The 19,823-nt window shown below is 64.3% G+C and carries 19 protein-coding genes; 6 read left to right on the forward strand and 13 right to left on the reverse strand.

The annotated features are described in order from the left end of the window. Nucleotides 1-3 precede the first annotated feature (3 nt). Entirely contained in the window at nt 4-1,008 is a 1,005-nt protein-coding gene (gene doeB, locus FJ417_RS00815; protein WP_140782138.1) for a N(2)-acetyl-L-2,4-diaminobutanoate deacetylase DoeB, read from the forward strand. A 71-nt stretch (nt 1,009-1,079) separates the two neighbouring features. On the opposite strand, the gene FJ417_RS00820 is transcribed toward doeB, so the two are convergent. From FJ417_RS00820 to FJ417_RS00835, 4 genes are read right to left on the reverse strand one after another with little or no spacing between them, the layout of a single operon-like run. Continuing rightward, nucleotides 1,080-2,015, reverse strand: a complete 936-nt coding sequence (locus tag FJ417_RS00820; protein ID WP_140782139.1) for a sugar ABC transporter substrate-binding protein — start codon at nt 2,013-2,015, stop codon at nt 1,080-1,082. Nucleotides 2,016-2,047: 32 nt separating this feature from the next. After that, nucleotides 2,048-3,046, reverse strand: coding sequence for an ABC transporter permease (locus tag FJ417_RS00825; protein WP_246687371.1), 999 nt, complete (start codon nt 3,044-3,046; stop codon nt 2,048-2,050). Then, nucleotides 3,043-4,041, reverse strand: coding sequence for an ABC transporter permease (locus tag FJ417_RS00830; protein ID WP_246680628.1), 999 nt, complete (start codon nt 4,039-4,041; stop codon nt 3,043-3,045). Before FJ417_RS00830 ends, FJ417_RS00825 begins: the two co-directional genes overlap by 4 nt. Further along, nucleotides 4,038-5,510 carry a sugar ABC transporter ATP-binding protein gene (locus FJ417_RS00835; protein WP_246687372.1) on the reverse strand — a complete coding sequence of 491 codons (1,473 nt, stop codon included), beginning with the start codon at nt 5,508-5,510 and terminating at the stop codon, nt 4,038-4,040. Before FJ417_RS00835 ends, FJ417_RS00830 begins: the two co-directional genes overlap by 4 nt. A 343-nt stretch (nt 5,511-5,853) precedes the next feature. Here FJ417_RS00835 and FJ417_RS00840 point away from each other — a divergent pair, with 343 nt between their 5' ends. The 4 genes from FJ417_RS00840 to FJ417_RS00855 all read left to right on the forward strand — a co-directional run bounded on the left by FJ417_RS00840 (nt 5,854) and on the right by FJ417_RS00855 (nt 9,585). After that, nucleotides 5,854-6,528, forward strand: coding sequence for a GntR family transcriptional regulator (locus FJ417_RS00840; protein WP_140782141.1), 675 nt, complete (start codon nt 5,854-5,856; stop codon nt 6,526-6,528). Between the two features lie 184 nt (nt 6,529-6,712). Next, nucleotides 6,713-7,042 (forward strand): L-rhamnose mutarotase, encoded by a 330-nt coding sequence (locus FJ417_RS00845; protein ID WP_140654659.1) that lies wholly within the window; start codon nt 6,713-6,715, stop codon nt 7,040-7,042. 189 nt (nt 7,043-7,231) lie between these two features. Further along, a complete protein-coding gene (locus FJ417_RS00850) occupies nt 7,232-8,743 on the forward strand; it encodes an altronate dehydratase family protein (RefSeq protein ID WP_140654657.1) in 1,512 nt (503 codons plus the stop codon). A gap of 95 nt (nt 8,744-8,838) precedes the next feature. Next, nucleotides 8,839-9,585 carry an SDR family NAD(P)-dependent oxidoreductase gene (locus tag FJ417_RS00855; RefSeq protein WP_140654656.1) on the forward strand — a complete coding sequence of 249 codons (747 nt, stop codon included), beginning with the start codon at nt 8,839-8,841 and terminating at the stop codon, nt 9,583-9,585. 21 nt (nt 9,586-9,606) lie between these two features. On the opposite strand, the gene FJ417_RS00860 is transcribed toward FJ417_RS00855, so the two are convergent. The 7 genes from FJ417_RS00860 to cyoA are packed head-to-tail and all read right to left on the reverse strand — an operon-like array spanning nt 9,607 to nt 16,495. Beyond that, on the reverse strand, nt 9,607-10,140 hold the full coding sequence (locus tag FJ417_RS00860) for a response regulator transcription factor (RefSeq protein WP_181180616.1): 534 nt from the start codon (nt 10,138-10,140) through the stop codon (nt 9,607-9,609). After that, nucleotides 10,130-11,482 carry an ATP-binding protein gene (locus FJ417_RS00865; RefSeq protein ID WP_140782143.1) on the reverse strand — a complete coding sequence of 451 codons (1,353 nt, stop codon included), beginning with the start codon at nt 11,480-11,482 and terminating at the stop codon, nt 10,130-10,132. The genes FJ417_RS00860 and FJ417_RS00865 overlap by 11 nt, the downstream gene beginning before the upstream one ends. Beyond that, nucleotides 11,479-12,240, reverse strand: coding sequence for an SURF1 family protein (locus FJ417_RS00870; protein WP_140782261.1), 762 nt, complete (start codon nt 12,238-12,240; stop codon nt 11,479-11,481). The genes FJ417_RS00865 and FJ417_RS00870 overlap by 4 nt, the downstream gene beginning before the upstream one ends. A gap of 59 nt (nt 12,241-12,299) precedes the next feature. Beyond that, nucleotides 12,300-12,674, reverse strand: a complete 375-nt coding sequence (gene cyoD / locus FJ417_RS00875) for a cytochrome o ubiquinol oxidase subunit IV (protein WP_140643280.1) — start codon at nt 12,672-12,674, stop codon at nt 12,300-12,302. Continuing rightward, nucleotides 12,671-13,297, reverse strand: a complete 627-nt coding sequence (gene cyoC / locus FJ417_RS00880) for a cytochrome o ubiquinol oxidase subunit III (RefSeq protein WP_140782144.1) — start codon at nt 13,295-13,297, stop codon at nt 12,671-12,673. Before cyoC ends, cyoD begins: the two co-directional genes overlap by 4 nt. A 9-nt stretch (nt 13,298-13,306) precedes the next feature. Continuing rightward, nucleotides 13,307-15,304 (reverse strand): cytochrome o ubiquinol oxidase subunit I, encoded by a 1,998-nt coding sequence (cyoB, locus tag FJ417_RS00885; protein ID WP_140782145.1) that lies wholly within the window; start codon nt 15,302-15,304, stop codon nt 13,307-13,309. A gap of 9 nt (nt 15,305-15,313) precedes the next feature. Next, a complete protein-coding gene (cyoA, locus tag FJ417_RS00890) occupies nt 15,314-16,495 on the reverse strand; it encodes a ubiquinol oxidase subunit II (RefSeq protein WP_140782146.1) in 1,182 nt (393 codons plus the stop codon). Between the two features lie 223 nt (nt 16,496-16,718). Between cyoA and FJ417_RS00895 the strand changes: the two genes are divergently transcribed. Further along, nucleotides 16,719-18,032, forward strand: a complete 1,314-nt coding sequence (locus FJ417_RS00895; protein ID WP_140643290.1) for an MFS transporter — start codon at nt 16,719-16,721, stop codon at nt 18,030-18,032. Between the two features lie 133 nt (nt 18,033-18,165). Here the strand turns inward: FJ417_RS00895 and FJ417_RS00900 are convergent, their stop codons facing one another. Together FJ417_RS00900 and FJ417_RS00905 are read right to left on the reverse strand one after the other, a co-directional pair. Next, nucleotides 18,166-19,185 (reverse strand): NAD-dependent epimerase, encoded by a 1,020-nt coding sequence (locus tag FJ417_RS00900; protein WP_140782147.1) that lies wholly within the window; start codon nt 19,183-19,185, stop codon nt 18,166-18,168. A 206-nt stretch (nt 19,186-19,391) separates the two neighbouring features. Then, on the reverse strand, nt 19,392-19,715 hold the full coding sequence (locus tag FJ417_RS00905) for a hypothetical protein (protein ID WP_181183126.1): 324 nt from the start codon (nt 19,713-19,715) through the stop codon (nt 19,392-19,394). Nucleotides 19,716-19,823: the final 108 nt, after the last annotated feature.

Genomic DNA, 19,823 nt, shown 5'->3' on the forward strand with positions numbered 1-19,823 from the left:
CCGATGTCCGCTTTGCGTCCGTCGCCGATCGCGCCGACCGTCGACTTCGAGCGCGACGGCGTCCAGCATGGCTTCCTGCGCCTGCCCTACAGCCGCGACGATTCCGCCTGGGGCTCGGTGATGATCCCGGTCTGTGTCCTGCGCAACGGCAAGGGGTCGACAGCACTACTGACCGGCGGCAATCACGGCGACGAATACGAGGGGCCGTTGGCGCTTTACGAACTCGCGCGTACCCTCGATCCGAAAAATGTCTCCGGCACGGTCATCATCGTGCCGGCGATGAACTATCCGGCGTTCCGGGCCGGCACGCGCACCTCGCCGATCGACAAGGGCAATATGAACCGCTCCTTCCCCGGCCGCCCGGACGGCACGGCGACCGAGAAGATCGCCGACTATTTCCAGCGCGAGTTGCTTCCCCGCGCGGACATCGTCTTCGACTTCCATTCCGGCGGCAAGACGCTGGATTTCGTGCCCTTCTGCGCCGCGCATACGCTGCCGGACAAGGCGCAGGAGAAGAAGGCCTTCGCGGCGGTCGAGGCTTTCTCGGCGCCATTCTCGATGCGCATGACCGAGATCGACGCGGTCGGCATGTACGACACGGCCGCCGAGGAGATGGGCAAGGTCTTCGTCACCACCGAGCTCGGCGGCGGCGGGACCTCGCGCGCCGAGACGGTGCGGATTGCCAGGCGCGGCATCCTCAACGTTCTTCGCCATGCCGGCATCGTCGATGGTGCGGTCGAGAAGAGCAGAACCCAGTGGTTGGACATGCCTTCCGGCGATTGCTTCGCCTTCGCCGAGGAGGACGGCATGATCGAGACGATGGTCGATCTCGGCGAGCCCGTGGAGGACGGCCAGGTTGTGGCGCGCATCCATCCAGTCGGGCGCACCGGACAGGCGCCGCGGGAGATCAGGGCCAGGATGTCGGGGCTGCTCGCCGCGCGTCACTTCCCGGGCCTGGTCAAGGCGGGCGACTGCGTCTCGGTGCTCGGCGTGGCCGTTCGGGGATAATCTTGGCGCGGCGTCGGACGGGCGCCGTGCAGCGGATAGGCCGGCCCGGTTTAACCGGGCCGGCCGCGTGATCAGAATGCCGGTTCGACCGAGCCGACATTGTCCTTGGTGACGACCGTCAGCGGGATCGGCAGCCGGTCCTTGACCTCCTTGCCGTCGATGATCTCGGCCATGGTGTTGATCGCGAGGCGGCCGTCCTCGACCGGCGACTGCACGATGGTCGAGTACATCTCGCCGCTCTTGATCGACCCGAACGCATCCTTCTGACCGTTGATGCCGACGATCGGCGGCGTCGGCTTGGACGGATTGGCTTCCTTCCAGGCGTCGATGAAGCCGCGCGCCATGGTGTCGTCATTGGCGTAGACGCCGGTGATCTGGTCGCCGAAGCGGGTGATCAGGTCGCGGCTGACGACCAGCGCCTTCTGCTGGTCGAAGTCGGCGTTGACCGTATCGAGCACCTTGATGTCGGCGTTGGTTTCCTTGAGGCGGTCGGTGAAACCGTTGACGCGGCCGATGGTGGTGCCGTTGCCGGCCTGGCCGGCGATGATGACCACCGAGCCCTTGCCGCCCAGCGCCTTGCTCAGCGAATCCGCCGCCAGCTTGCCTTCCTCATAGACGTCCGGTCCGGTGAAGGACTTGATGAACGGCTTGGCATCGTCGCTCATCGGCGAGTTGATGAGGATCGCCGGGATGTTCGCCTGCTGCGCGCGGGCAAGGCCCGGGATGTAGGCCTGCGGGTCGAGCGGCCACAGGATGATGCCGTCGACCTTGCGCGCCACGCAGGTGTTGAGCTGCTCGGTGCCCTTCTGTACGTCGAAGTCCTGGCTGAGGCTGAGGATCTCGACGCCAAGCTCCTTGGCGCGGGCCTCGAGCGCCTTGTTGGCCGGCGTCGCGTAGGCATGCGAATCCGCCGCCGTGACGTAGCAGACGGTCTTGGCGCTGGCCCATCCGGTCGAGGACAAGAGCGCCACGGCGGCGATCTTGAGCATGCTTTTCTTGCCAATCATAGGTTTCCTCCCAATCATACGTTTCCTCCCGATCATACGTTTCCTCCTTGAGTGATTGGTTTGTCGCGAACGAGCGCAGGGCGCGTGCCCGGAGCCCTGCCCTTGGTGGTAACGGCCCGATCGAGCACGACGAGCAGGATCAGAATCAGCCCGGACACGACCTGCTGGACGTATGCGGGTATGGACTGGAACTCCATCGCGATGGTCAGCGAGCCGATCGTCAGCACGCCGCCCAGCGTGCCGAGCGCGGATCCCCTGCCGCCTTCGAGGCGGGTTCCGCCGACGACGACGGCGGCAATAACGGCGACCGTCAGTTCCGAGCCGAAGACGGGCGAACCGGTGTTGGTGACGAGGCTCTGGAGGACGCCCGCGAGGCCGGCCAGCGTGCCGGCGAAGACGAAGCCGAGAAAGACGATGCGGTCCGAGGCGATGCCGCTTTCCTTGGCGGCCGCAGGATTGGAGCCGACGGCAAAGACGTTGCGGCCCGGGATGGTGCGCGTCAGCCAGACATGCAGCAACACGATCAGGACGATGAACAGCGCGCTGCGGATGGTGAATATCTCAAGATAGATCTTGGCCAGCGCCAGCGACAGCATGATGTCGGTGCCGGTCACCGGCTGGCTGTTGGTGACCCAATGCGCGAGCGAGCGGAAGATCAGCATCGTGGCCAGGGTCAGCACCAGCGAATTGACCTTCAGCCCGACGACCAAGGCGCCGTTGATCGCGCCGGCGACGGCGCCGACAAGGATGCCGACGAGCACCGCGGGCAGAATGCCGATCTCGCGCTGCAGGATGACCGAGACGATGCCGGCCAGCGCGAACACCGCGCCGCCGGAGAGATCGATCTGACCCGCGATCAGAAGCAAGGTCAGGCCGATGGCGATCAGGCCGATGGTCGCGGCCCGGTCGAGGCCGAGGCCGAGCGTCGAAGGCGCCAGATAACCCGGCACGACCAGCGCCGAGACGACAAGCGTCAGACCGAGGATGATCAGAACGCGATATTGCGAGGCAAGGACCAGGAGGCGCATCATGCCACTCCCCGCTTGCGCAGCGCGGCGTCCATGCCGACCGCGCCGACGATCAGGGTGCCCAGCACAAAACCCTGGATCGGCGTGCGCACGCCCTGCAGCACCATGACATTGGTGAGGAGCTGCACGAAGACGAGCCCGGCGATGGCCCTCGGCACCGAGCCGAAGCCGCCGATGATCGAGACGCCGCCGACGACGACCGCCGTGATGGCGCTGAATTCGTAGCCGGAGCCGATCAGCGGCCGCGCGCTCTGCAGGGTCAGGCCAAGCAGGCCGCCGCTGATGCCGGACGCGAGCGCGGTGATCACGAAGGCGCCGGCCTTAACCGCCTTGACGGGCACGGCGCTGGCCTCGGCGGCGCTGTAATTGCCGCCGGTCGCCAGCGTCCAGCGTCCCCAGAAGGACCTGGAAAGCGCGAAATGGCCGATCAGCGCGACGGCCAGGAAGATCAGCACCACGACCGGGATGCCGAGCAGCCGGCCCTTGGCGAATTCGGCGGAGGCGGTGTTCGAGCCGTAGACGATGACGCCGCCGACCGCGGCCTGGACGATGCCGAGGCCGATGGTTCCCACGCCAAGCGTGGCGATGATCGGATTGATGCCGAGATAGCCGACGAGAACGCCGTTGAGCAGGCCGATCAGCCCGGCCAGCGCCACGGCAAGGACGAAGGCCGGCACGGGGCCGACCAGCGGCTGCAGCCCCAGCGAAAGGATCGCGCCGCAAGCGATGGTGGCGGGCACCGACAGGTCCGCCAGGCCGCCGACCACCAGCACGAAGGTCATGCCGACCACGACGATGCCGACGATCGACATCGACGTCAGCACGTTGAGCATATTGCCGGCGGTGAAGAAGGCCGGGCTGGCGAACGAGCCGTAGAGGATGACCGCGAGGATGGCCAGCACAAGGCCGGCCTTCGACAGCAGATCGACGAGCCTGCTGCCTCGCGTAAAACGGTCGTTGCGGTTCACGCCGCTGATCTCCATGGCCGCTTCCGTCACGCCGCTTCCTCGCCGGTCGCGAGCGCCATGATGCGCTCCTCGCTGAGCTCGGCGCGGGTCAGCGGTGACGATGCGCGGCCGTCCCGCATCACCACCACGCGATCGCACACGCCGAGGATTTCAGGCAGTTCCGACGAGATCATCACCACCGCCATGCCGTCGGCGACGAGCTGGCCGATGATGTGATGTATCTCCGCCTTGGCGCCGACGTCGACGCCGCGCGTCGGCTCGTCGAGCATCAGCACGGCGGGCTTTGCCGCGAGCCATTTGGCGATGACCGCCTTCTGCTGGTTGCCGCCCGACAGAAGATTGATGCGCCGCTCGCCATCCGGCGGTGAGATGGAGAATTGCTTGACGTAAAGGGCCGACAAGGAACGGTCGGCGCTGCCCCTGATGCGCCCGAAGCTGGTCAGGCGGCGCAGGATAGGCAGGCTTATGTTCTCGCGCACCGACATGCCGGGCACGATGCCGTCGCCCTTGCGGTCCTCCGGAACGTAGGCGATGCCGGCTCGCACCGCCTCGGACGGCGAGCTGATGACGACCTTGCGGCCATTGACGCTGACGCTTCCCTCGGCCAGACGCGACAGGCCGAAGATGGCGCGCGCGACTTCGCTGCGGCCGGCGCCGACGAGGCCGGTCAAGCCGAGGATCTCGCCTGCCCGCACGTCGAAGCTGATATCGCGGAAGCTCGCGCCGTCGCCGATGCGTTCGACACGCAGCACCGATGTGCCGATCTTGGCCGGGCTCTTGGGAAAGACGTTGCTCACCTCGCGGCCGACCATCAGCCGGATCATCTCGGCCGCGGTGATCCCCTCGATGGGACGCGTCTCGATCATCGAGCCGTCACGCAGCACGGTGACCTCGTCGGCGATCTCGAGCACCTCCTTCAGCCGGTGGCTGATGTAGACGATGGCGATGCCTTCGCCGCGCATCTTGCGCAGGATGCGGAAGAGCGCCGCCGTCTCATGCTCGCTTAGCGACGATGTCGGCTCGTCGAGGACGATGATGCGAGGCTGGGCGGCATAGGCCTTGGCGATCTCGACCAGTTGCTGCTGGCTGATCGAGAGGTTGCCCAGCCGTTCGCGCGGATTGATCGCTGCGCCCAGTTCCTTGAGAACCGCCGCGGCCTTCCTGGCCATCTCGCCCTTGCGCAGCCAGGTCCATTTGCCGGGCATGCGGCCGAGATAGACGTTCTCTGCTACAGTCAGGTCGGGGACCAGATTGATCTCCTGGTGAACCATGCGGATGCCGAGCGCCTGCGCGTCCGCCGGCTTGCGCATGCGCACCTCATTGCCGCCGACCTTGATCGTGCCGCTGGTCGGCGCGTATGAGCCGTTGAGCACTTTCATGAGGGTCGACTTGCCGGCGCCATTCTCGCCAACGACCGCGTGGACGGTGCCGAATTTCACGGCGAAATTGACGTTCGACAGCGCCTTCACGCCCGGAAACGTCTTGCTGATGCCTCGCATGTCCAGGGCACAATCCGCCACGGCAGTCATTTCTGGCTTGGTCCTCCCTGGCAAGACGGCCGGCGCTCCACGGCACGGGATCATCGGCCGTATCAAGCGCATGGCCGGTCCCTCAAACCGACCAAGAAGGCCTTCGCGCAACCACGCTTGGGCACCCTGAAACGCTTTCGCCACGACGCCGATAATCGCGACGGCGGGCACTATTGCACTAATATAACAGTTCTGGCAAGCTGGTTTTCAGAGCGCTTTTTGCAGGGAGGCAACCGGCTTCGCGCATACGTGCATTCCGGTTGGCATTCTAATATAATTTATCCATTGGCGTGGACGAGCGATGGGATTTTCCATGGATCTAGACCCTTCGACCCTCAATCGGGCCCTGCCGCTGCGCGACCAGATCTACAACAAGATCCGTAACCTGATCGTCGTCGGACAGCTGAAGCCGGGCGAGATCATCAATGAAGTTGCGATTGCCGAGGCGCTCGGCGTATCGCGCACGCCGGTGCGCGAGGCGGTCAAGCGCATCAGCGACGAAGGGCTGGTCAAGATCCTGGCGCAGAGCGGCACCTATGTGGCGCCGATCAGCCGCGCCGATCTCGAGGAAGCCTATGTCATCCGCCGGGCGCTGGAGATGGAAAGCGCCAGGCGTGCCGCGGCCAAGATGACGCCGCAGGCAGCCGAACTCCTTGAAGACAACATGGCCGCTCACAAGCTCGCCATTTCGCGTGGACGCTATGCCGTCGCGATCCAGCTCGACGACGTCTTCCACCGCACCATAGCCGAGATCTGCGGCCTACCGGCGATCTGGCGGGTGGTCGACATCTCCAAGGCGCAGATGGATCGTGGCCGCTATCTCGCGATCCCCAAGCCCGGCTATGGCGAGCAGACGATCGAGCAGCACGAGGCCATTCTCGACGCGCTCAAGCGTCAGGACGCCGAGGGCGCCGCGCAGGCGATGGAGAGCCACTTGGAGACATCCTTCCGCAACACGCTCGAAGTCGCCGCCGAGCTCTTCGGCTAGATCAGGGTGACGTTTCGTTCAATCGCCATCCTGATCCAGCTCTTTGTTGGAGCATGATCTTATCCGAAAACCGATTCCCACCTTTCGGGATCATGCTCTGCAATCCCAGGAAAGGTGTGACGCGGTTTTCCGTCCGGAATTGCGTGACGACAAAAGACGCGGCCAAACAAAGCGAGACCAGTTGATGAAGAGAATGGGGCTTTGCATCGGCCTGAAGGCCGAGGCGATCGAGGAATACAAGCGCGTCCATGCCGCGGTGTGGCCCGACGTGCTCGAGGTCATCAGCCGCGCCAACATAAGGAACTACTCCATCTTCCTGCGCGAGCCGGAGAACCTGCTGTTCGCCTGTTGGGAATATCACGGCGACGATTTCGCCTCCGATGCCGCGCGGATGGGGGAATCGGCCGCGATGCGCAAATGGTGGGAATTGTGCGACCCCATGCAGCAACCCTTGGCCACCCGCGCGCAAGGGGAGTGGTGGGCGGCGATGGAGGAAGTCTTCCACCTGGACTGAACCGCTCGCGACGCCAACCGGGTCGCGGGTGCGGGGACGGCGCGGGCATGTGAATGATGCCCCACGACAGCGGTTCCGACTGAGCCCAGTGGGTCGCAGCCTTGACCGCCGTCATTCTATTATATTAGTATTCCTAGTCGGTGATCTCGTGGCCGGCGCCGGCGAGAATTTTCTTCAGAGTCTTGGGCAATGGCACGCTTCATCAAGCTTTCGCATGCGGACAACATCCTGCTCACGGTCGATCCGCTAGCGACCGGCGAGAAGGCCGGCGACGTCGCGGCGCGGGCCCGAATCCCGCGCGGACATAAGATGGCCATACGCGACATCGCCGCGGACGAGCCAATCGTGAAGTACGGCCAGACCATCGGCTTCGCGCGCGGAGCGATCGCGGCCGGGGACTGGGTGCACGAGCACAATGTCTACCTGCGCGATTTCGAGCGGGACTACGGCTATGGCGCGGACGCCAGCCAAACGGCGATGCTTCCCGACGGCGAACGGGCGACCTTCATGGGGTATCGCAGGCCGAACGGCAAAGTCGGCACGCGCAACTATATCGCCACGCTGACCTCGGTGAACTGCTCGGCCAGCGTCGCGCGCTTCATCGCCGAGGAGGTCAACCGCTCCGGTATCTTGCGCGACTATCCCAATGTCGACGGCATCATCTCGCTCGTCCATGGCACCGGCTGCGGCATCGACACCAAGGGCCCGGCTTACGATCTCCTGAAGCGTACGCAATGGGGGTTCGCCACCAATCCCAATGTCGGCGGCGTGCTGATGGTCGGGTTGGGCTGCGAGGCCTTCCAGATCCCGCGCTGGATGCAGTCCTACGACATCGAGGAGAGCGCCACCTTCCGCACAATGACGATCCAGGAAACCGGCGGCACGCGCAAGACGGTCGATGCCGGCGTGAAGGCGATCGTCGAGATGCTGCCGATCGTCAACGCCGCGCGGCGCACGCCGCAACCGGCCTCCGAACTGGTGCTGGCGCTGCAATGCGGCGGCTCGGACGGCTATTCCGGCATCAGCGCCAATCCGGCGCTCGGCGCGGCGGTGGACCTGCTCGTCGCGCAGGGCGGGACCGCCGTCCTTTCGGAGACACCCGAGATCTACGGCGCGGAACATCTTCTGACCCGCCGCGCCGAAAGCCGGGCGGTCGGTGAAAAGCTGATCGAGCGCATCCGCTGGTGGGAGGATTACACCGCCAGGCACGACATGGAGATGAACAACAATCCCTCGCCCGGCAACAAGCTGGGGGGATTGACGACCATCCTGGAGAAGTCGCTCGGCGCGTCGGCCAAGGGCGGCACCACCAACCTGCGCGCGGTGCTGGAATATGCCGAGCCGATCAACGAGCGCGGCCTCGTCTTCATGGACACGCCAGGCTACGACCCGGTCTCGGCCACCGGCCAGGTCGCCGGCGGCGCCAACATATTGTGCTTCACCACCGGGCGCGGCTCGGCCTTCGGCTGCAAGCCGACACCTTCGATCAAGCTCGCCTCCAACTCGTTCATCTTCGAACAGATGCGCGACGACATGGACATCAACTGCGGCGACATACTGGACGGCGTGACGCTGGCACGGAAGGGCGAGGAAATCTTCGCGGAGATCCTGCGGGTGGCTTCCGGCGGACGCACCAGGTCCGAGGCGCTTGGCTATGGCGACAATGAATTCGTGCCGTGGAGCCTCGGCGCCACCATGTAACGTCGCGACGCCGGATCGGAGGTTCAGGCATTCCGGCTTGTTGCGACCGACTTCCGAAATATCCCCGATAAATCAGACTGGAGGAAACGCCCGATATGAACAGGATCGATCTGGACGGTCAGCACGCGGTGGTGACCGGCGGCGCCCAGGGCCTCGGCTTCGCCATGGCCAAGCGCTTCGTCGCCTCGGGCGCCACGGTCACGCTTTGGGATCTCGACGAGGCGCGCCTCGATGCCGCCAGACAGGAGCTCGGCAAGGCCGCCACGACGCTGGTGGTCGATATCGCCGACTGGGACGCGGTCGATGCAGCCCGCGCCAGGACCGAGGAGATCGCCGACAAGATCTCCATCGTGGTGAACTCCGCCGGCATCGCCGGCCCGGCGGCGCCGCTCGATGTCTATGACGTCGACGTCTGGAAGAAGATCATCGACATTAACGTCAACGGCACATTCTACGTCAACCGCGCCGTCGTGCCCGGCATGAAGGAGCGCAATTACGGCCGCATCGTCAACATCGCTTCGGTGGCCGGCAAGGAAGGCAACCCGAATGCCGCCGCCTATTCGGCCTCGAAGGCAGCTGTCATCGGCCTGACGAAGTCGCTCGGCAAGGAGCTGGCGCAATACGACATCGCCGTGAACTGCATTTCGCCGGCAACCGCGCAGACACGCATCCTCGACCAGCTGACGCCCGAGCATATCGAATACATGCGCTCGCGCATTCCGCGCGGCCGCCTGCTCGAAGTCGACGAAGCCGCCGCGATGGTCGCGTGGCTGGTCTCGAAGGAAAACAGCTTCACCACCGCCTCGACATTCGACCTGTCGGGCGGGCGCACCACCTACTGAGCAATTCCAGGAAAAGTTGCGCTACTGCACCACGCGCTTCTCGAGCTTGCGGGCAAGCGTGCGCCGGTGCAGGCCAAGCCGGCGCGCGGTTTCGGAGATGTTGAAGCCGGTCTCAACCAGCGTTTCGTGGATGCGCTCCCATTCGAGGTTCTTGATCGAGGTGGGGCGGCTGGTGAGCGGCACCGAAACGTCGCCCTCGGCGCGGCCGAAGGCGGCTTCGATGTCATCGGTGTTGGCGGGCTTGGCCAGATAATGGCACGCGCCGAGCTTGATCGCCTCGACAGCCGTGGCGATGCTGGCAAATCCCGTCAGCACGACGATCCGCATCGACGGATTGCGGGCGCTGAGCAACTTGACGCATTCGAGACCCGATCCCGCTCCAAGCTTGAGATCGACGACGGCGTAGGCCGGAACGGCCGTTTCCAGCGCGACGAGCAGCGCCTCGCGATCGTGGCAGACCACGACATCGTAATCGCGCTTTTCGAAGGAACGCTTGAGCGTCCGCGCGAAGGTCGCGTCGTCCTCCACGACAAACAAGGATCGATCAGATGTCACGATCGTCTCCATCGGTCAGCGCCGCCAGCGGCAGCGAAAGGGTAACGCGGGCGCCCTCGGCCATGTTGCGCGCCGAAACGTCGCCGCCGAGCTTGCGCACCACATTGAACACCAGGAAGAGCCCCAGGCCGCCGCCTGGCCGCCCCTTGCTCGACATATAGGGCTGGCCGAGCGCGGCCAGAATATCCTTGTCGAAACCCGGTCCGCGATCCTTGACGGAGAGCACCAGCTTCCCATCCTGCCGCTCGGCAGTGATGCCGACCCAATCGTGCGATGCTTCCAGCGCATTGTCGAGCACATTGAAGATCACTTGCTTCAGCGCCGTGTCGGATACGATCTGCTCGTCCGGCTCGAAACCGTTGCTGTAATCCAGCTTGAAAGGCTGGCGGCTGGAACGCCACTCCTGCACGAGATCGTCGAGGAAGCGGCGGATCGTGGTGCGGATCGTGCCCTCGCCCCGCGCCTGACCGGAGGACATGAGGATGCCCGTGACGATGCTTTTGCAGCGCTCGATCTGCGCCTGCATCTCGGCCACGTCCTCGGAAAGCTCGCGGTTGCGCTTGACGCCCTGCATCTGGCGCCAGTCGGACAGTATGACCGATATGGTCGAGAGCGGCGTACCGAGTTCATGCGCGGCGCCTGAGGCCAGCAGGCCCATGCGCACGATGTGGTCTTCCTCGGCCGAACGCTGGCGCAGGTCGGCGAGGTAGGCATCGCGTTCGCGCAGGTTGCGGTTGATGCGCGTCATGAAGATCACGATCAGGCCGGCCGCGAGCACGAAGCAGATGAACATACCGCGCAGATGCAGCGCCAGGAGGTCGCTGCCACCGTGATGCGGGAGCGCGATCGGCTGGAAAACGAAGATGAGGAAGACGAAACAGGCCGAGGCGGCCACCACCAGGATCCAGGTCGACCATGGCGCCAGCAGCGCGGCACCGAGCGTGATCTGCAGCAGATAGAGCGACACGAACGGGTTCGAGGCGCCGCCGCTCAGGTAAAGCTGCGTCGTCAACGCCGCCATGTCGAAGATCAGCGCGACGAAGAGCTGCGCGTTGGAGATGCGGCGATTGCCGCGCAGGGCGAGCAGGCTGAAGATGTTGAGCCCGACGAGGAAAAGCACCACGCCGGCCATCTCGGTGAGCGGCAGCGGGATCGCGAACCAGTATTGCGTCACCAGGATGGTCAGCACCTGCCCCGCCACCGCCAGCCAGCGCAACTGGATGAGGAGCAGCAGGTTCTTCCTGTTCGTCACGTCGGAATTCGAGGCGGCGCCTCCCTGTCCGGCGACCGGAACCGTCAGGATCGGTTTGTCGCGATGAAACCGCGCGATCGAGATGTTCATCTTGCCGCGTCCCGCTTCCGACGTCCGGCGAAGATCGGCCTGGCGAGGGCGATCGCCAGCATCACTGCCAGGGCAAACCAGGTCAAAGCATAGACCAGATGGCTGTTGCGGAAGGTGACGACGGTGAGCCCGCCGCGCGGCCAGCCAGCCGGCTTGGACGATCCGGCATCGATGAAATACGGCGCGGCATCCGCCAGGCCGCGCTCCTTTGCGATGGCGTCGACGTCGCGCGAATACCAGCGATTGGCCCCCGGATCGTTGCTGCGCAGGAAACCGCCGCGCGGTTCGCTGATGCGCAGCAGCCCGTCTACCGTCGCCGTCGCGGTGGACCCGCCACCCTCCCGCTCGAACTCGGCCTTGCGGTCCTGCGGGATGAAGCCGCGGTTGACGAGGACCGTGAAACCGCGGTCGCCGCGCATCGGCGTCAGCACCCAATAGCCGCCGCCAAGCTCAGTCACCGCCTGCACCAGCGTGTTGGCACCGCCCTCAAAGCGCCCAGTCAACCGCACATGGCGATATTCGTAGTCAGGCGCGCTCAACCCGCTCCAGTCCCGCGGACCAGGCGCATCGACGACGGGAGCATGGATGCGTTGGTCGACGCGGGCGATCAGGTCGAGCTTCCAGACCCGCCTTTCCAATTGCCAAATCCCGAGCCCGAGAAACACCAGGACGCCGAGAAGCCCAGCCAGCGCAAGCAAGAATCGCGACGCGGAGCCCTTCGGGGTGGCATGAGAGCCAGTACTTGTCCGGCCGATCATGTCCTTTGCCTCGACTTTGGCCCTCTCCACACCCGACACACTCACGCCCGAAACGGGGCTCATGGCATCTCCCGCATCTCGTGGAGCCCGGGCATCATGTTGGCGTTGAGGTGGTACATCACCCAGAGCGAGCCACTGAGCACGATGACGACGAGGATCACCGTGAAGATGAGCGCCAGCATCGACCATCCGCCTTCCGAGGCGGGGTTCATATGCAGGAAGAAGACCATGTGCACCACGATCTGCACCACCGCGAAGGCCATGACGATGATGGCCGTGGCCTGCTTGTTGTCGATGGCTCCGCTCATGACCATCCAGAACGGGATGGCGGTGAGGATCACCGACAGGACGAAGCCGATCAGGTAGCCCTTCAGCGATCCGTGCGCGGCGCCGCCATGCGTGTGGTCGTGATCGGCATGATCATGCGCGCTCATCTGAGCATCCCCATCAGATAGACGAAGGTGAAGACGCCGATCCAGACGACGTCGAGGAAGTGCCAGAACATCGAGAGGCACATCAGCCGGCGGCGGTTGGCCTCGATGAGGCCGTATCTGGCGACCTGTACCATCAGCGTCACCATCCACACGATGCCGAATGTCACGTGCAGGCCGTGCGTGCCGACCAGGGTGAAGAAGGACGACAGGAAGGCGCTGCGCTGCGGCGTCGCGCCCTCATGGATCATGTGCGCGAATTCGGATAGCTCGATGGAGAGGAACGCCATGCCGAACAGCATGGTCACCACGAGCCAGGCTTGCGTCGCGCCGACGCGGCCCTTGTCCATGGTCAGCATGGCAAAGCCGTAGGTGATCGAGGACAAGAGCAGCATGGTGGTGTTGACCGCCACCAGGCCGAGGTCGAACAGATCCTTCGGCGCCGGACCGGCCGCGTAATTGCCGCCGAGCACGCCATAGGCCGCGAACAGCATGGCGAAGATCAGGCAGTCGCTCATCAGATAGAGCCAGAAGCCGAGCATGGTGCTGCCGCCTTCGGCGTGCGCATGCTCCTCTTCCAGGTGGAAGACCGGTGCGGTATCGGCCGTGATCGCCGTCGATGCCATGCTTGAACCCTAGCCCTGGGCGGCGAGGAGCGTCGTCCTCGCCTCTTCCGTTTGCGCGACCTCGGCAGCCGGGATGTCGAAGTCGCGGTGATAGTTGAAGGTGTGGCCGATCGCGGTGGCGATGAGGCAGACGAAGCTCAGCGCCGCCAGCCACCACATGTACCAGATCAGGCCGAAGCCGAGCGCGACGCTGAAGACGGCGAGGATGAGGCCGGTGCCGGTGTTCTTCGGCATGTGGATCGGCTTGAAACCGGACAGCGGGCGCCGGTAGCCGGCCTTCTTCATGTCGAACCAGGCGTCGTTGTCGCGAATGACCGGCGTGAAGGCGAAGTTGTAGGCCGGCGGCGGCGAGGAGGTCGACCATTCGAGGGTGCGGCCATCCCAGGGATCGCCGGTGTGATCGGCCAGCGCTTCGCGCTTGCGGATGGAGACGAAGATCTGGACCAGGAAGGCGGCGATGCCGCAGGCGATCAGCACGGCGCCGAAGGCGGCGATGACGAACCATATCTGCAGCGAGGGATCGTCGAACACGCGCATGCGGCGCGTCACGCCCATCAGGCCGAGGATATAGAGCGGCATGAAGGCGAACCAGAAGCCGAGCACCCAGCACCAGAATGAGACCTTGCCCCAGAACGGATCGAGCTTGAAGCCGAAGGCCTTCGGCCACCAATAGGCGATGCCGGCGAACAGGCCGAACAGCACGCCGCCGATGATGACGTTGTGGAAATGCGCGATCAGGAACAGGCTGTTGTGCAGCACGAAGTCGGCCGGTGGCACGGCAAGCAGCACGCCGGTCATGCCGCCGACGGTGAAGGTGAGCATGAAGGCTACCGTCCACATCATCGGCAGTTCGAAGCGGATACGGCCGCGATACATGGTGAACAGCCAATTAAATATCTTCGCCCCGGTCGGGATCGAGATGATCATCGTGGTGATGCCGAAGAAGGAATTGACGCTGGCGCCGGAGCCCATGGTGAAGAAGTGGTGCAGCCAGACGAGATACGACAGGATGGTGATGACCACCGTGGCGTAGACCATGGAGGTGTAACCGAACAGGCGCTTGCCGGAGAAGGTCGAGGTGACCTCGGAGAAGACACCGAACAACGGCAGGATGAGGATGTAAACCTCCGGGTGACCCCATATCCAGATGAGGTTCACATACATCATCGGGTTGCCGCCGAAGTCGTTGGTGAAGAAGTTGGTGCCGACATAGCGGTCGAGCGCGAGCAGCGTCAGCACCGCCGTCAGCACCGGGAAGGACGCCACGATCAGCACGTTGGTGCAGAGCGAGGTCCAGGTGAAGACGGGCATGCGCATCATCGTCATGCCGGGGGCGCGCATCTTGATGATGGTGCAGATCAGGTTGATGCCGGACAACGTCGTGCCGACGCCGGCGACCTGCAGCGCCCAGATGTAGTAATCGACGCCGACGTCGGGACTGTAGTTGATGCCGGAGAGCGGCGGATAGGCCAGCCAGCCGGTGCGGGCGAATTCGCCGACGAACAGCGAGGCCATGACCAGGATGGCGCCGCCGACCGTCATCCAGAAGCTGAAATTGTTGAGGAAGGGGAAGGAGACGTCGCGCGCGCCGATCTGCAGCGGCACGACGAAGTTCATCAGCCCGGTGACGAAAGGCATCGCCACGAAGAAGATCATGATCACGCCATGGGCGGTGAAGATCTGATCGTAGTGATGGGCGTTGAGATAGCCCTCGGAACCGTTGAAGGCGATGGCCTGCTGCAGGCGCATCATGATGGCGTCGGAGAAGCCGCGCAGCAGCATGACGAGGCCGAGCGCCATGTACATGACGCCGATCTTCTTGTGGTCGACGCTGGTGAACCACTCGCGCCACAGATAGCCCCAGAGCTTGAAATAAGTGATGGCGCCAAGAACAGCGACACCGCCGAGCGCCACCACGATGAAGGTGCCGACGACGATCGGCTCGTGCAGCGGCAGCGACTCCAGGGTGAGGCGGCCGAAGATGAATTTGGTCAGCGTCTCAGGCATCCGCCATCCTCACAATTCGAAGCGCAGCAGGCCGAGCGACGGCGTCTCGGCGTCGGCGCGGCGGCTGCCTGCCCCTGGACTGAGCAGCCCCGCCCCGCGCAATGGCGAAAGATCGCGCACCGGCCAGTATTTCGCGTCGGCATCGCGGGCCGCGCGCGAGGCGGCGGCCGCTTCCTCCGCCGTGCAGATGCTTGCGACATAGGACGGATCGTTGCCGAACACCGCGCCGCGCCGGGCAAGCTTGTCATATTGCAGCGGCAGGGTGTTGCGCACGCCGGCGAGCCCCAGGCCGCCCTTGGCGTCGATCGACATCATCTCGTTCATGCACATCTTGCCGCGCTCGACGCACAAATTGAGGATGGCGCCGAAGAGGTCGGGATCGACGGAGGCGTAATGGCGGACCGGCTCGTTCTCGCTCGGACGTTCGAGCTCGAGATAACTGTCTCGGTTGAGCGTGGCCTGCGCGCTCTTGGTCTGCGTCACCCAATCGGCGAAGGCCTGGTCGGAGAGGCCGTGGAAGGCAAAGCGCATGCCGGAGAAGCCGGCGCCGCTGTAGTTGGCCGAGAAGCCGGTATAGGTTCCCGGACGGTTGATGACGGCGTGCAGCTTCGTTTCCATGGCGGGCATGGCGTAGATCTGCCCGGCAAGAGCTGGAATGTAGAAGGAGTTCATCACCGTCGAGGAGGTAATGCGGAAGTCGATCGGCTGGTTGACCGGCGCCGCCAGCTCGTTGACGGAGGCAATGCCGTAATCGGGATAGATGAAGAGCCATTTCCAATCCAGCGCGACGACCTCGACCTTGAGCGGCTTGTGGTTCTGGGTGACCGGCTGTCCTGGTTCGATCCGGTCGATGCGCCGGTAGGGATCGAGCAGATGCGTGCCGAGCCAGGTGAGCGCGCCCAGGCAGATGATGACGAGCAGGGGCGCCGCCCAGATCACCAGTTCCAGCTTGGTCGAATGGTCCCAGTCCGGCGTATAGGTCGCCGTGGTGCTGGATTGCCGGTAGCGCCAGGCAAACAGCACGGTCAGCGCCATGACGGGCACGATGATGAGCAGCATCAGCAGCGTCGAGACGACGAGCAGGTCGCGCTGCTGCACTGCCACGTCGCCCGCGGGCGCCAGCACGACCAGATCGCAGCCGCTCAGCAGCACCGCGAGCGGAAAAAGAAGCAAGGCTCCGGATCGTCTCATCAAACGCTGCCCTCGATGGCCCTGCAGCAGGATCTCTGCAGGTTGCGATGCGATATCGACCAACGGCTACTGCCGCAGGCACGGCGACGACATTGGACAATTTGTCCAATGCCCAGTCGGTATGGCTTTCGCGAAAGTGTGCACGCATAATTGGATGACGACAACATCGCATCGGGACGCCGACAATCGCGTTCCGAACTTGAGCTCGGTGGCGACGGAAACGATGGCTGAAACTTCGACTTCCGAAACGGACAGCAGGCTGATCGGCTCGCATCACGGCCAGGTCAGCGCGGGCGATATCGCGGTCGGCGTGATCATCGGCAGGACGTCGGAATTCTTCGATTTCTTCGTCTATGCGATCGCTTCCGTGATCGTGTTCCCCAAGCTGGTGTTCCCGACGCACGACCCGCTGGTCGGAACGCTCTACTCCTTCGCCATCTTCGCGCTGGCCTTCATCGCGCGCCCGTTCGGCACCGTGCTGTTCATGGCGATCGACCGCGCCTATGGCCGCGGCGCCAAGCTGACGATCGCGCTGTTCCTGCTCGGCACCTCGACGGTCGCCATGGCATTCCTGCCCTCCTATGAGGATGTCGGCGCGGTCGCCGCCTGGCTGCTGGCGCTCACCCGCTTCCTGCAGGGCCTGGCGCTCGGCGGGACATGGGACGGACTGCCCTCCCTCCTGGCGCTGAATGCGCCGCAGAACCGGCGCGGCATCTATGCGATGATCCCGCAGCTCGGCGCGCCGATCGGGCTCATCGTGGCAAGCTCGCTGTTTGCCTTCTTCGTCGCCAACCTCTCGGCCGACGATTTCTTTGCCTGGGGCTGGCGCTATCCCTTCTTCGTCGCCTTCGCCATCAACGTCGTGGCGCTGTTTGCCAGGCTGCGCATCGTGGTCACGCCCGAATTCTCGAAACTCTACGAGAGCGGCGACCTGCAGCCGACGCGCATCAGGGAGATGGTTCGGACTGAAGGACGCAACGTCGTGGTCGGCGCCTTCGCGCCGCTGGCGAGCTTTGCCCTGTTCCATATGGTGACGGTGTTCCCGCTATCCTGGGTGTTCCTGTTCACCAATGAGGGCCCGGAACGTTTCCTGGTCATCGAGGCGGTGAGCGCGCTGTTCGGCATCGCGGCCATCGTCGCATCGGGGCCGCTGGCCGACCGTGTCGGACGTCGTGCCTTGCTCGGCGGCGGCGCCGTCGCCATCGCCGCTTTCAGCGGCTTTGCCCCACAGCTTCTCAACGGCGGCACCGTCGGCGAGACGGTGTTCATGGTGCTCGGCTTCATCCTGCTGGGCTTGAGCTTCGGGCAGTCCTCGGGCGTCGTGGCATCGAGCTTCTCGCGCCAGCACCGCTATACCGGCTCGGCGGTGACATCGGATCTGGCCTGGATGTTCGGCGCCGGCTTCGCGCCGCTTGCCGCGCTGCTCCTGGCCGGCAATTTCGGCCTTATCGCCGCCGGCGCCTACCTGCTTTCGGGCGCCGCCTGCACGCTGATCGCGCTCTGGATCGACAGGCAAGCGTCCACAACCGACCGCTAAAGCGCGTCGCGCTGAAGCGGATTCAGGCGACGCGCTTTTAAGGCTTTGTTTTCATGCAGGTCGTTATCGCAAAACCGCTGCACACTTTTGCGCGACACGCATTAGTACATTGTCGCGGCGGGCAGGCGCCGAATCAGACCTGGTAGAAATCCCGGTACCATTCCACGAAGCGCGGGACGCCGATCTCGATCGGGATCCTGGGCTTGAAGCCGGTCACCTCTTCGAACGAGGTGACATCGGCGAAGGTCGCCAGAACGTCGCCCGGCTGGAGCGGCATCATGTTGCGGATCGCCTTGCGCCCAAGCGCGTCTTCCAGCACGTCGATGAGCCGGCTGAGCTCGACGGGTGAACTGTCGCCGATGTTGTGGATCCTGAACGGCGCGGTGCTCGTCGCCGGGTCCGGCGCAGCGCTTTTCCAATCGGGGTTGGGTGTCGCGGGATGCCGCATGACGCGGACCACCCCCTCGACGATGTCGTCGATATAGGTGAAATCCCGCTGCATGTTGCCATGGTTGAAAACGTCGATCGGCTGGCCGGCGAGGATGGCCTTGGTGAAGATGAACAAGGCCATGTCGGGCCGTCCCCATGGACCGTAGACGGTGAAGAAACGCAAGCCCGTCGTCGGCAGCCCGAACAGATGGCTGTAGGTGTGGGCCATCAGCTCGTTCGCCTTTTTGCTGGCGGCATAGAGGCTGAGGGGATGGTCGGCGGAATCATGCACCGAGAACGGCATGCGCGTGCTACCGCCGTAGATCGAGCTCGACGAAGCGTAGACGAGATGGCCGACCGATGCCTGCCGGCACCCTTCCAGGATGTTGAGGAAGCCGTTGAGATTGCTTTGCGCATAGACGTGCGGATTGACCAGCGAATAGCGGACGCCCGCCTGTGCGGCGAGGTTGACGACGATCTCCGGCGCGACCGACGCAAAGACCCTCGAGATGCCATCGCGGTCGATGAGATCGACATGCTCGAAACGAAAATTCGGGAACGCCTTCAGCCGCTCGAGCCGCGCCTGCTTCAGCGCGACGTCGTAATACTCGTTCATGGAGTCGAGGCCGACAACCTGCCGGCCTTCGGCAAGCAGCCTCTGGCAAAGGTGAAAACCTATGAAGCCGGCTGCGCCGGTGATCAGGATCGGCCTGCTCGACGTCAATGCATACCCCTAACGCTGTAGCCAGACCATTTACCGACCAATCGCCCGCGGACAGTCTGCGGATCAACGCAGCCCAGGCCGATCTTGGCGACAGGTTCGGGCACGCCTTGAATTCCTCAGGCTGGTCGAGACTTGCGCCTTTTATGGCAGGCCGCCGTCGAATTCAACGATACGCTGTCTTCTGCCATTTCCCAGGCAGCTCCCTGTCATCGCGCCGGCGGTAGAGCCAGCGGCTGCAGCGTCTTCAACATGGCGAGCAGTTGGCTCTGTTGACGGGCGCCGGTTTTCTGAAAGGCGCGCTCGAGATAGGTGCGGGCGGATTTTGACCGTGATGCCGCCCCCGCGCGGCCGTTTCCGCCAAAGTGAGGCCTGCGGCAAGATCGGCTGCCAGCCGTGCCTCCGCCGGCGTCGAAGACCTGAGCGCTGGCCGAGTTCGACAGGCCGCTCGCCTTCTGGAGCACCGAGTTCCATCGCTCCGGGACGAAGGCCGCCTTGCATATGGTTTCGATCAGATCGATCATGGCCGCCATGGGAACGATGCGGGCCGGACGGGCCAGAAACCATCAGTATCCGACACAGGAAGCTCAATCTCAAGCCAACGCTTATATGGGGACGTGGACATGGGTCAAACCCGCCCG

This window comes from Mesorhizobium sp. B3-1-7 (assembly GCF_006439385.1).
GTDB lineage: Bacteria > Pseudomonadota > Alphaproteobacteria > Rhizobiales > Rhizobiaceae > Mesorhizobium.